This window comes from Streptomyces sp. NPDC001401, assembly GCF_042895385.1.
In the GTDB taxonomy this organism is placed as follows: Bacteria; Actinomycetota; Actinomycetes; order Streptomycetales; family Streptomycetaceae; genus Streptomyces.
In genome coordinates this window covers 109,443-123,718 of sequence record NZ_JBIAWI010000022.1, presented here as the reverse complement: position 1 = coordinate 123,718, position 14,276 = coordinate 109,443, and the positions used below count along the sequence as shown (strand labels likewise).

The following is a 14,276-nucleotide window of genomic DNA, read 5'->3' as shown; positions in this document are numbered from 1 at the left end:
ACACCTGCCCACATGCCTGCGAACGAGTCCGTGAAGCAGCCCGCCGAGCCGTCCCTCACCACACCGCAGAGCGTGCGAGCCTGGCTGGTGTCCTCGGTCGCCGAGGCGGCCGGGCTCGACCCGCTGAGCGTCGACCCGCACCGGCCGATCGCAGAATTCGGCCTGGGATCACGCCAGTTGGTGATGCTGGCGGCGCAGCTGTCCGACCGGATCGGCCGGACGCTGAGCCCGTCGCTCGTCTTCGACCACCCGACCGTCGCGGCGCTGGCCGAGGCGGTGCTCGGTGACCCGCCCATCGCGACAGGGACAGCCGGCCCGGCGCGCTCCGACCTGTCCGCACGGGCGGACGACGACATTGCGATCATCTCCATGGCCTGCCGCTTCCCGGGCGGCGCCGACGACCCCGAGGCCCTGTGGCGGCTGCTGGCCTCGGGTGAGGACGCCATCACCGAAGTGCCGCCGGGCCGTTGGAACACCCGGGGACTGCACGACCCCGACCCGGAGGCCACCGGCACGGCGTATTCGCTGCGCGGCGGCTACCTGACCGGCATCGACCGTTTCGACGCGGCCTTCTTCGGGATCTCCCCGCGCGAGGCCGCGGCCATGGACCCGCAGCAGCGGCTGCTGCTGCAGACCGCCTGGGAGGCCATCGAGCGCGCCGGGATCGTGCCGGGGACGCTGAACGGCAGCTCCACCGGGGTCTACGTCGGCCTGTACGACAGCGGATACCTCGCCTCGGCCTCGCTGGGGCAGCTCGACGGCCACGTCGGCACGGGCTCGGCCGCCAGCGTGGCCTCCGGACGCATCGCCTACTCCCTCGGCCTGCAGGGCCCGGCGGTCACCGTCGACACCGCCTGCTCCTCCTCGCTCGTCGCCCTGCATCTGGCGGCGCGGGCACTGGCGGGAGGCGAGTGCGACCTGGCGTTGGCGGGTGGTGCGTCGCTGCTGGTGACCCCGCGCGCGCATGTCGAGTTCAGCAGGCTGCGCGGGCTGTCGCCGTCCGGGCGGTGCAGTCCGTTCTCCGCCGAGGCGGACGGGGTGGTGTGGGCCGAGGGCTGCGGTCTGGTGCTGCTCAAGCGGCTCGCGGACGCGCGCCGCGACGGCGACCGCATCCTCGCCGTGATCAAGGGTTCCGCGATCAACCAGGACGGGCGCAGCCAGGGGTTGAGCGCCCCGAACGGCCCGGCGCAGGAGCGGGTGCTGCGCGCAGCCCTGGACGCGGCCGGACTGCACCCCGGCGACCTGGACCACGTCGAGACCCACGGCACCGGCACACCCCTCGGCGACCCCATCGAACTCCGGGCGCTGGCCGCCGTCTTCGGGCCGGACCGCCCCGCGAACCGGCCCCTCGACATCGGCTCGCTCAAGTCCAACATCGGCCACGCCCAGGCCGCGGCGGGCATCGGCGGCATCATCAAGACCGTGCTGGCGCTCCAGCACGGCGTGCTCCCCGCCTCCCTGCACGCCGCGACCCCGACCGGGCACGTCGACTGGGCGGACAGCGGCCTGCGCGTGCTCACCGGCCCCCGGGCGTGGCCCCGGGACGGGGAACGGGTGCGGCGGGCCGGCGTGAGCGCGTTCGGCATCAGCGGGACGAACGCGCACGTGGTCCTGGAGGAGACACCGCAGGACCCGGCGCAGCCCGGCGCCGAAGCGCCCACGGGGCAGATGCTCTTCCCGCTCTCCGCCCGCAGCCCCGAGGCCCTGCGCGGACAGGCGGAACTCCTCCGGCAGACGCTCAACCGGCAACCGAAGCTGCCGCTGTCCGCCGTGGCGTCGACACTCACCCACCACCGCACGCACTTCGAGCACCGGGCCGTCGTCCAGGCCGCCCGTCGCGACGAACTGCTCGACGCCCTGCGCGGACTTGCCGCGGCAGAACCGGACCCGGACCTGACGGTCGGCCCCCAACAGGCGCTCCCCGCCGGGAAGTTGGCCTTCGTCTTCCCCGGCCAGGGCGCCCAGTGGGCGGGCATGGCCCGCGATCTGCTCGACAGCGACCCGGTGTTCGCCGACGAACTCGACCGCTGCGACGCGGCCCTGCGCCCGTTCACCACCTGGTCGGTCACGTCGGTCCTGCGGGGCGATGCCGCCGCCCCCTCGCTGGAGCGGGTGGATGTCGTCCAGCCGGTCCTGTTCGCCGTGATGGTGTCCCTGGCCGCCGTGTGGCGGGCACGCGGCATACGGCCGGACGCGGTGATCGGCCACAGCCAGGGCGAGGTCGCCGCAGCCTGCGTCGCCGGGGCGCTCAGCCTCAACGACGCCGCCGCCGTGGTCGCCCTGCGCAGCCAGGCCCTTACCCGGCTGTCCGGCACCGGAACCATGGCGGTCGTCGCCCTCCCGCACACCGAGGTCGAACCACTCCTCGCCGAACTGGACGGCCGGGTATCGGTCGCCGCCCTGAACAGCGGCCGCTCCACGGTGATCGCCGGCGACGTCGAACCCCTCGAGACCCTCCTCGCCGACCTCGACCGGCGCCAGGTCTTCGCCCGCCGCCTCGACGTCGACTACGCCTCCCACAGCGCCCACGTGGACCCGGTGCGCGCGACGATCCTCGACGAACTCGACGGCGTCACCACGTATCCGACGCCCGTCGCCTGGTACTCGACAGTCACCGGCGAACCGGTCACCGAAGAGCTCGAGGCCGGCTACTGGTACACCAACCTGCGCGAACCGGTCCGCTTCGGGCCGACCGTGCAGCGCATGGCGGCCGACGGCTACCGCTGCTTCGTCGAACTGAGCCCCCACCCCTCCCTGCTCACCGCCGTCACCACCGTCGGCGAGGACCACGGCCACGACCTGGTCGCCGTCGGATCACTGCGCCGCGACGAACCCGCGTCCGCCTGCCTGGACCGGGCGGCCGCCGAACTCCACGTCCAGGGCCGCCCGATCGACTGGCGACGCCTCGTTCCCGACACCGCGGCCGCCGACCTGCCGACGTACGCCTGGGACGCACAGCGCCACTGGACCGAGCCCGAGACCGCCGCGGCCGGCCCCGCTCTCTTCGACCGCGCCGCCCATCCGTTCCTCGGCATCCAGCTGCAGTCCGCCGACGCATCCCGCTGGACCTTCCGCAACGAGTGGTCCCCGGCCACCGCCGCCTGGCTGCCGGACCACACCGTGTTCGGGCAGACGGTGGTGTCGGGCACCACCCTGATGGAGCTGTGCCGCGCCGCGCTCGCCGTCGCCCGCCCCGACGCCCCCGACGACCTGGCCGACCTGCTGCTGCTCGCGCCCCTGACCCTGCCCGCCGCCGGCACGGTCGAGGTGTCGGTCGAGGTGGACACCGCCGCGCCCGCAGTGGAGATCTCCGTGTACAGCCGCCCGCGCGGCCAGGAGGCGGCGGGCTGGACCCTGCACGCCACCGCGTCGGCGGCCGGACCGGGCCCCGGGGCGAGCGTGTCGCCACCGGTGTGGCCGCACGCGGCCGAGGAGGCCTGGAGCGAGGAGACGTACGAGCGACTGGCCGCGCTCGGGCTTGCCTACGGCCCGGCCTTCCGGGGCGTGCGGTCGGTGGCCGCGACCGGCGAGGGCGAGCTGCTGGCGCGGCTCGCGCTGCCACCCGTGACCGGGGAGGCGGCCGGGGCGTATCCGGTGCATCCGGCGCTGCTGGATGCCGCATTGCAGGCGGCCGCCGCGTTCGACACGTCCGCCGGGCAGGCGCTGCTGCCGGTGGCGGTGGGCCGCTGCGTCCTCCCGCCGGGCGGGGCGAGCGAGCTGACCGCGCTCGTGCGGCGCACCGGCGGCTCCGGGACGGACCTCGTCCTGGACGTGACGCTGTGGGATGCGGACGGTGTCCCGGCGGGCCGCCTGGAGGGCGTACGGCTGCGGGCCGCCGACCCGGCGGACCTGAGCGCGGGCTCGGAGCACGCCCGGCATCTGTACGAAGTGGCGTGGACGGAACTGCCCGAAGCGCCGGCCGCGGGCGAGCGGGCGGCCTGGACCGTGATCGGTGACCGCTCGGACCCGCAGGTCGAGGCGATCGTAGGGGGCCTCACGGCAGCCGGTGTCGAGGTGTGCGAATCGGGTGCCGACGTCGTCGTACGGCTCTGGCCGAGCCCGGCGGCGGACACCGAACCGGCCGCTGCGGCGGGCGAGTTGGCGGCCGCGGCTCTTACGGAGGTGCAGGAACTCATCGACCTGGCGCCCTCCGGCGCGCCCGCGCGGACCGTCTGGGTGACCCGCGGTGCGGTGGCGGCCGGCGACGGCGACACGGTGCCCGGCCTGGCCCAGTCGGTCCTGTGGGGCCTGGCCCGCAGCACCCGCAGCGAGCACCCGGACCTCGCACTGACCCTGCTCGACCTCGACCTCGGCCTCGACGGCGACGATGCCGCGACCGCGGTGGCGGCCGCCGTCGCGCACGCCGACGAGCCCGAACTCGGCCTGCGGCAGGGCAGGTTGCTCGCCCCACGGCTGGTGCGCGCCCGCCCGGCCGACGTGCTGCGGATCCCGGCCGGGGACTGCTACGAACTGACCGGCCTCCCGGCCGACGTCAGCCTGCGCGCGACGGCGCGTCCGACGCTCGGCCCCGCCCAGGTGCGGATCGAGGTCCACGCCGTCGGCCTGCACCCCACGCGCATCCCCTGCTCCGGTGTGCTCACCGAGATCGGCCCCGAGGTCGAGGGCCTCGCCTGCGGCATGCGGGTCGTCGTGCGTGCCGGCGCCGCGCCCGGATCCGAGATGGTCACGGACGCGCGGCTGGTCGCGGTGCTTCCGGACGACCTGCCGTTCACGATCGCGGCCGCCGTGTCTTTCACGGCCGACGGCGAAGCTCCGGCCGAGGCTCTGCACGCGGCCGTGGAAGAGCCCCTGCATCCACAGGTCTTCCCGGTCACCGCCGCGCGGGAGGCGGTACGCCGCCGGACGGCGTCCGGCCGCCCCGTCGTCCTGGACCTCGCCGGCCGCCCCGCCCTGGTGCCCACCGACGGCACGGTGCTCATCACCGGCGGCCTGGGCGCGGTCGGCCGGCAGATCGCCCGCCTGCTGGCAGAACAAGGCGTTCCTCGGCTGCTGCTGACGTCTCGCCAGGGAAAGGGCGACCCGCGGGCCGCCGAGGCCGTCGCGGAGCTGGCCGCACTCGGTACCGAGGCCGAGGTGGCCGCCTGCGACGTCGCGGACGCGACCGCCCTGGCCGGTGTGCTCGCCGGCGTCGGCGACGCGTTGCCGCTGCGCGGTGTGGTGCACTGCGCCGGAGTCCTGGCCGACGGCGTGATCGCCGAGCTGACTCCCGAACGCCTCGCGCAGGTGCTGCGCCCCAAGGTCGACGGCGCCGCCCACCTGCACCGGCTGACCGCCGGGCTGCCGCTGGAGCTGTTCCTGCTGATCTCGTCGGCCGCAGGCATCGTCGGCAACCCCGGTCAGGCCAACTACGCGGCCGCCAACGTCTACCTCGACCAACTGGCCCACCACCGCAGGGCGCTGGGCCTGCCCGCCGCCTCGATCTCCTTCGGCGCCTGGGCCGGCGAGGGACTTGCCGCCGAACACGCCGACCTGGAGCGCATGGCCCGCCTCGGCCATCGCGCCCTCACCCCCGAGCAGGGCCGCGCCCTCGTGGAACTCTCCCTGCGCCGCGGCACCCCGCACCTGCTCGCCTGGCAGCTGGACCTGCCCCGCCTGCGCGAGAGCGCGGCAGCCACCGGCGCACTGTGGAGCTCCCTGCTGTCCTCACCCCGCCCCGACCGGCAGGCCGCCCGCAGCCTCGCGGACCGGCTGGCCCGGCTGACCGAGACCGAACGCGCCGCGCGGGTCCTGGAGCTGGTGTGCGAGGAGGCCTCCCACGCCCTGGGCCTGCCCTCGGCCCAATCAGTCCGCCCGGATCAGCCGCTGCGCGACCTGGGCATGGACTCGGTGACGGCCGTCGACCTGCGCAACCGCCTCGGCACCCGCATCGGCGCCCGGCTGCCCGCCACCCTGCTCTTCGACCACCCCACCCCCGCCCGCCTCGCCGATCACCTGCTCGCCACCGCGCTCGCACCGGGCGGCGGCAAGCTCCGCCGGACCGCTCCGGACACGCAGCAGGCCCGCACGGCTGCGCCCGCGTCCGACGAGCCCGTGGCCGTCATCGCCACGGCCTGCCGCCTGCCGGGCGCAGTCGACTCCCCGCAGGAGCTGTGGCGGCTGGTGGCGGAGGGCCGCGACGCGGTGGGCCCGTTCCCCGCGGGGCGCTGGGACGTGGAGTCGCTCTACGACCCCGACCCGGAGGCGCCGGGCAAGTCGTATGCCCGCGAAGGCGGCTTCCTCGACGACATCGACGCCTTCGACGCGGCGTTCTTCGGCATCACACCGAAGGAGGCCGCGGCCATGGACCCGCAGCAGCGGCTGCTGCTGGAGACGGCCTGGGAGTCCGTGGAACGCGCCGGGATCGTGCCCGCCGAACTGGCGGGCAGCACCACCGGCGTGTACGTCGGCATGTTCGCCGGCGACTATCTCGCCGGGTCGAGGCTCGATGAGCTGGACGGCTACGTCGGCACCGGCTCGGCCCTGAGCGTGGCCTCGGGCCGGCTCGCCTACACGCTCGGGCTGAACGGCCCTGCCCTGACGGTGGACACGGCCTGCTCGTCCTCCCTGGTGGCGGTGCACCTGGCGGCGCAGGCGCTGCGCGCCGGCGAGTGCGACCTGGCCCTGGCGGGCGGGGCGACGCTCATGGTCACCCCGCAGACCTTCGTGGAGTTCAGCCGCCTGCGCGGCCTGTCCCCGACCGGCCGGTGCCGCTCCTTCTCGGACGCCGCCGACGGCGCGGTCTGGGCCGAGGGCGCGGGCATGGTCGTACTGAAGCGGCTGAGCGATGCCCGCCGCGACGGGGACGAGGTACTGGCCGTGCTGCGCGGCACCGCCGTGAACCAGGACGGCCGCAGCCAGGGGCTGTCCGCGCCGAACGGTCCCGCGCAGGAACAGGTGATCCGGCGGGCGTTGGAGCAGTCCGGACTCGGCCCGGCCGACATCGACTACGTGGAGGCACACGGCACCGGCACCACACTCGGCGACCCGATCGAGGCGAACGCCCTCGCGGAGGTCTTCGGCGCCTCGCGCCCCGCCGGCCGGCCGCTGTACCTGGGCTCGCTCAAGTCCAACATCGGCCATGCGCAGGCGGCTTCGGGCGTGGCCGGACTGATCAAGGTGATCCAGTCGCTGCGGCACGGGATGCTGCCGCGCACGCTGCATGCCGACACCCCCAGCCGCCACGTGGAGTGGGCCGACAGCGGGCTGCACGTGCTGCGGCAGGAGGTGGCCTGGCCGGCCGGCGAGCGGCTTCGGCGTGCCGGAGTGAGCGCCTTCGGCATCAGCGGAACCAACGCACACGTGATCGTGGAGGAGGCTCCGCCCGTCGACACGCCTGCCGCGCAGGACGAACCCGCGCCGCTGAAGCGGCTGTTCGTGCTGTCCGCGCGCACCGAGGAAGCGATGCGCGGGCAGGCCGCACGGCTCGCCGACCACCTGAAGGGCGACGCAGCACTGCCGGACGTGGCCCACACCCTGGCGCGGCACCGCAGCCACTTCGAGCACCGTGCGGCGCTGGTCGCGGGCGACCGCGACGAACTGCTCTCAGAACTCGACGAGTTGGCCAGCGGGCGAAGGCACCTGGCGGCGCCCCGCGAAGAGCCGTCCGGCAAGACGGCCTTCGTGTTCGCCGGGCACGGCGGCCAATGGCCCGGCATGGGCGTGCAGTTGATGACCGGCTCCGAGCCCTTCCGCCAGGAGCTGATCCGCGTGGACGAGGCGGTCCGCCGGCACACGGGCTGGTCGGTCCTCGACGTCCTGCGCGCCCCGGAGGACATCGCCCCGCTGGGCCGGACCGAGTATCTGCAGCCGACCCTGTTCGCCGTCAACGCGGCGCTGGCCGCCGCCTGGCGCGCACTGGGCGTCGCACCGGACGCCGTGGTCGGACACAGCCTGGGCGAGATCACCGCCGCATACAGCGCGGGCGCCCTGACGCTGGAAGACGCCGTGGCGGTGGTGTGCGGCCGTGCCCAGGCGGTCGTCCCGCTGGTGGGCAGGGGCGGCATGCTCGCCCTGGAGCTCCCGCACACCCGGGCGGAAGAACTACTGGAGCCCTATGCGGGGCGGCTGTTCGTCGCGGCGGTCAACAGCGGGCAGTCCACGGCCGTCTCCGGCGACGCGGACGCGCTGACCGACCTGCTCCGGCGATGCCAGGAGCAGCAGATCCCCGCCCGGCGGCTGTCCACCCCGTTCGCCTCGCACACCCCCTTCATGGCACCGCTGCGCGACGAACTGCTCGACCGCATCCGCACCGTCCGCGGCGAGCCGGCCGCGACCCCCCTGTACTCGACCGTGTCCGCGGAGCCCGTGCCGGGAGACCGGCTGGATGCCGGGTACTGGTACCGCAACCTCAGTGAGCCGGTCCGCTTCGGCGACACGATCCGGCGGATGCTGGACGACGGATACCGGTACTTCGTGGAGCTCAGCCCGCACCCCTCGCTCGGCTCCTCGATCGAGGCGGTCGCCGCCGAAGCCGGCATCGACGCCGTGAGCATCGCCTCGCTCCGCCGCGAAGAGGGCGGTCTCGACGACCTGCTGTGCAGGGTGGGGGAGTTGTACACGGCGGGGCACACCCTCGACTGGCCGGTCCTCTTCCCAGCCGGCCGCCGCGTCGACCTGCCCACCTACGCCTTCGCCCGCGAACGCCACTGGCGCACACCGGCCGCCCCGACGGGCGGCACCTCGCCGCTGCTGGGCACCCACATCGAGGCCAGCGACGAGGCGGACCGCCACCTCTTCCAGACCGAGATCGACCTGCGCGACAGCCGCTTCGCCTATCTCACCGACCACCGCGTCACCGGCGAGGTCTGGCTGCCCGGCGCCGCCTTCCTGGACATGGCGATCGAGGCCGCATCCGCCGTGCAGGGCGGCGGCCAAGTGGCACTGGCCGACGTCCGGTTCGACCGGCCGCTGCGGCTGGACGCGCAGCGGCCGGTGCGGCTGCAACTGGTCCTGCGGCCTGCCGAGGACGGCTCGCGTCACTTCACCATCGCCTCGGCCGCGGCCTCCGCGCGCTGGGAGCGGCATGTCACCGGGCGCGTCACCCCCGCGAGCGGCGCCCCCGCGCCGGACGCGGGCCCATCGCCGGCCCTCCTGCGCGAACAGTGCGGCCGGGAGGCCGACATGCCCGCCGTCTACACCCGACTCGCCGCCCTCGGCATCGAATACGGCCCGGCCTTCCGCGGTCTGGAGCAAGGCCGATTCGCGGACTCGGCCGCGTGCGGAAGGCTTGCCCCGAGGCCCGCCGCCGGTCATCTGCTGCACCCGGCCCTCCTCGACGCCGCCTTCCATACGGCCGCCCTGCCGCACGACGCGCCCGAGGGCCGGGCCTTCGTACCCGCCGGAGCCGGACGGCTGCACTTCACCGGACGCGGGACGACGCCCGTCTGGACGACGTGCCGACTGCACTCCGTGGACGGCGACAGGGCCAGCCTCGACCTGCGGCTGTACGACGAACACGAGCAACTCGTCCTCGCCGTCGAGGAGTTGGAGCTCGCCGCGCTCTCCCCGCTGGACGGCGCGCTGTTCGAGACCCGCTGGCAGCCGCGCCCGCCCGCCAAACAGGCCCCCGCTCAGGGCAGTTGGCTGATCCTGGCGGACGAGACGGGCGTCGCCGCCGAGCTCGCCGACCGACTCGACGCCGCTTCGGTGGGGCATGTGATCGCCTGCAGGGGCGAGACATACGATGTCCAGGGCCCCGGCCGCTACCTGCTGAACCCGGCCGATCCGCAGCACCTGACCCGCCTGTTCGACGACGCCTTCGCGGACGCCGCGCCCGAGCGCATCGTCCAGCTGTCCCCGCTCGACGCTCCGGCGATCGGCGATCCGCACACCGCCCAGGAGGCGGCGCGGCTGTGCTGCCTGAGCACCCTGCACCTGGTGCGGACGCTCGCCGAGCGGGCGCAGGGTCCGGCCCCCCGCCTGTTCACGGTCGTCCGGGGCAGCCAGGCCGCCGGCGACAGCACGCAGGTGACCCGCCCCGAACAGGCCCTGGCCTGGGGCTTCGGACTCGCCCTCGCCCAGGAGCACCCGGAGCTGAGGACCACCCTCATCGACCTGCCGCCCACGGACGGCATCGACGCCCTGTGGACGCAACTGCACCGCGCCGACGACGAACGGCTCGTCGCGTTGCGCGGAGCGGGCCGCATGGTGCCGCGTCTGGCCCGCACCCGCCCGGACGACGGCGCCCGCCGCGGCACCGCCGCGGACGGCGTCCACCTGATCACCGGCGGTCTGGGCGGCCTCGGCCGCGTCGTCGCCGAGCGGCTGACACGGCGCGGCGCCCGGCAGCTGGCCCTGCTGGGCCGCAGCGCCCCGGACCCCCAGGCGGCGGCCTGGATCAAGGGCCTGGAGGAGCGCGGCGTCACCGTGCACGTCGCCCGCGCCGACGTGGCCGACCGCGACAGCCTGACGGCCGCCCTGGACGCCGTACGACGGGAGGCAGGACCGATCACCACGATCGTCCACACCGCCGGCGTCCTGGACGACGCCACGGTGGCGAACCTGACGGACGAACGCGTCCTGAACGTCCTGGCCCCCAAGGTGCTGGGCACCACCCTGCTCACCGAACTCGTCCCCGAGGCCGACAACCTCGTCCTGTTCGCCTCGGCGGCCGGCCTGCTCGGCTCGGCCGGCCAGAGCCCCTACTCGGCGGCGAACGCCTTCCTCGACGCCTGGGCCCACCACCTCAGCCTCGCCGACAGGCGGGCGCTGAGCCTGGACTGGGGCGCGTGGACGGGCGTCGGCATGGTCGCCGACGACGCCATCCGGGCCGCAGAAACCAGCCGGTCGGGCCTCGTCGCCTTCACTCCCGCCGAGGGCGGCGAACTGTTCGACCGTGTCCTTGCCACCGAACGCCGCCAACTCGCCCCCCTCGCCCTCGACTGGGAGCTGCTCGCCCTCGACCCCGACGCCGCACGCACCCGCCCCCTCCTGGCCGACCTGGCCACCGTCCCGACGGGCACCGGCGGCTCCGACGACCTGGTCAAGCAGGTGTTCACGGCGACGACCGACGAACAGCGGACCGGGCGGCTCGAGGCGTACGTACGCGCCAGGGTCGGCCAGGTCTCCGGCGGCACCGTCGACGCGTCCGCGACCACGGCCCTGAAGGAACTGGGCCTGGACTCCCTCATGCTCGTGCGGCTGCGCAACGCCTTCGCCCGCGAGCTGGGCGCCGAACTCCCGTCCGCCGCACTCTTCTCGGCCACCGACATCCGAAGCCTCGCAGCAGCCCTGGCCACAGCCCTGCCCGAACGCGGCACAGTAGCGCGAGAGACCGAAGCGGCCGCCGAGGCCTCCGAGAGCGAACAGCGCCCGGCAACCCGCGACGTCGTACGCCTGCTGCGCAGCGCCCGGCCCGGCATGCCGGCCGCGGCCCACGCCGTCGGCCTCGCGGTACGGCTCACCACCCCGACCAGCCGTGCCGCGCTCACCGGCATCCTCACCCGCCTGGCCGCCCGGCACGCGGCCCTGCGTACCGCGATCGTCACCGGCACCCAGACAGGCAGGCAGCTGCGGGTGGAGCGGGAGCCCGCACAGCCGCTGCTGCGCTGGACGCCCGTCCCCGCAGCCGAAGAACTCGACGCCGCCGACGGGCTGCGCCACCTGCTCGAGCCGCCCTTCGACCTCGCGCAGCCCCCGCTGTGGCGGTTCGAACTCCTCGACGGCGGTGAGCGCGGCCAGATCCTGCTCTACGGCGCCCACCATGCGGTCAGCGACCTGCAGTCCCTGCTGCTGGTGGCCGCCGAGATCGACACCGAACTGTCCGGCACCTCCCTCCCCGATGCGGTCACCAACCGCGACCTGGACCTCCTGATCGAGGCCCAGCAGCCGGGGGAGGGACCCGGAACCGGTGCGGCCGAGTGGCGCGAGGCCTTCCACGGCAGTGAGCGCCTCGACCTCACGCTCACCCACCCCCGTCCGGCCGCACGCTCGTACCGTGCCGGCAGCGTGAGCGTGGCGATCCCCGACGGCCTCATGGAACGGGTGTCGGCGGCCGCGAGCAGCCTCGCCGTCACACCCGCCGCGTTCTGCCTGGGCACCCTGACCGTGCTGCTGGCCAGGCTGCGGGAGCGGGAACGCTTCGTCCTCGCCGTGCCGGTCGACACCCGCATCCACGCCGACGCGTACGACGCGGTGGGCTTCTTCGGCGTACCGGTGCCCTTCCCGGCCGAGGCGAGGGCGCAGGAGCGCATCGAAGAGGTACTGCGCCGCACCGACAGCCGCCTGGAGAAGATCCTCACCAAGGGCGCGATGTTCTCGGACGTCCTTCCGGTGCTGGCCAAGCAGGGCCTGTACCGGGCCGACGCGCCCCTGGTTGAGGTGTACTTCAACTACGTCCGTGCCGCGGGCAGCCTCAACGGCCTGGACGTGCTGCCGGTGGGGACGGGCCACTCCGACCTCGACCTCATGATCACCGTGACACCGGAGGCGGGCCGCATCCGGCTCGACCACAACCTCGACATCCTGGACACCGCCACGGCCACCGGGCTGGGTGAGGAGCTGCTGCGGCTGCTCGCGGAGACGGCCGAGGACGCCTCGCGAACGGTTCGTGCCACGCCGGCCGCCGAACTGCCGGTCCCCGGCGAGGAGTTCACCACGGCAGCCGAACCGCCGGCCGCCCCGCGCCCCGCACTCGCCCTCGCCGCAACCTTCGCCCTCGGCAACCTGCCCCTGATGTGCGAGGCGGCCCTCAACGACGGGGCACCGGCCGGCACCGCGACGACCATCGCGGAAGCCCCGTACCACCACGTGCTGGCCGGTCTGCGCGACCCGTCCGGCGTCTTCGCCGACCCGGCCACGGCAGTGGGCGTGGTGCTGCTGCGGGCGGTGGACCTGGAGCGGTTCGGGCCGGTGGACGACGCGCTGCTCGCCGAACTGCGCACCGCCTACCCCGCCGCACTGCGCGCCCTGGCCGAACGCACCCGCAAACCGCTGGTCGTCGGCTTCCTGCCCGCCGCACACACCCCGGACCGCCTGCGCCGCTGGGAGCACGAACTGGCCGCCGAGCTCGCCGAGTTGCCCGCAACCGCGGTACTGGGCCCCGACGACTGGACCGGCCGCCACCCCGTCGAGGAACTCTTCGACGAGCGCACCGAGCGCCTGGCCCACCTCCCCTTCACCCCCCACTTCCAGGCGGCGATCGCCCTACGCCTCGCCGAAGTCGTGCAGGCCGTGCGCCGCCCCGCGCCGAAGGTGATCGCCGTCGACGGCGACGAGACACTGTGGGCCGGGGTGGCCGGGGAGATCGGCCCCGGGACGGTGGACCTGACCGGTCCCCGGGCCCTGCTGGCACGCAGGCTGCTCGAGTGGCGTGCGGCCGGCGTCCTGCTGGTGCTGGTCAGCAACAACGACGAGGACACGGTACGAGCGGTCCTGGACCGCCCGGACAGCCTGCTGAAGCCGGAACACTTCGCTGTCCTCTCCGCCGCCTGGGGCCCCAAGCCGGGCCGCCTCGCCGAGGCGGCGCGCACCCTCAACCTCGGCCTGGACAGCTTCCTGTTCCTCGACGACAACCCCGCCGAGATCGCCAAGGTCCGCTCGACACTGCCGCAGGTCCTCTCGGTCACCTGCCCGCCGACGCCCGAACTCGAGGCGTTCCTGGGCCGGTTGTGGCCGCTGGTGCCTGCCGCGGCGACGTCCGAGGACGCGCTGCGCGCCCGGTTCTACGAACAGGAACGGGAACGGGACACCGCCCGCGAGCAGGCCGGCTTCGAGGAGTTCCTGGACGGGCTGGAACTGCAGGTCGACATCCGGGCCCTGACCGCCACCGACGTCCCACGGGCCGAGCAACTGGTGCGCCGTACCAACCAGTTCACCCTCCACCCGCGCTCCGACGACGGCCTCGACGTCGCCCGCTGGCGCGAGCACGGCGAAGTGTGGACGGCCGCGGCCCGGGACCGCTTCGGCGACTACGGCCAGATCGCCGTCCTCGCCCTGCGCGCAGACGGCGACCGACTCGACGTACCGGCCTGGCTGATGAGCTGCCGCGCACTCGGCCGGGGCGTCGAGGAACGCCTGCTGCAGTGGCTCGCCGACCGCGCCGAGGAGCTGGGCTGCACCAAGGTCGGGCTGACCGCGCAGCGCACCGAGCGCAACGTACCGGCCCGCCGACTGCTGGCCGCCCTGGGCGGGGGAGAACAGGACGACGAGCACCTGGAGTGCGTGGTCACCCCGGAACACCTGCGGGCGTTCCGCTCCTGGCAGCAGTGACGAAGCAGTGAGCAAGAGGCACGTGAGCAAGAGGAACGGGGCCGCCGACATGGTGGCGGACATGGCGA

General features: G+C 74.5%; 1 protein-coding gene. It reads left to right on the top strand.

Going from position 1 to position 14,276, the window contains the following annotated elements; genetic code table 11:
* Nucleotides 1–12 precede the first annotated feature (12 nt).
* Nucleotides 13–14,208, top strand: coding sequence for an SDR family NAD(P)-dependent oxidoreductase (locus ACFY10_RS46545; protein WP_390671446.1), 14,196 nt, complete (start codon nucleotides 13–15; stop codon nucleotides 14,206–14,208).
* Nucleotides 14,209–14,276 lie beyond the last annotated feature (68 nt).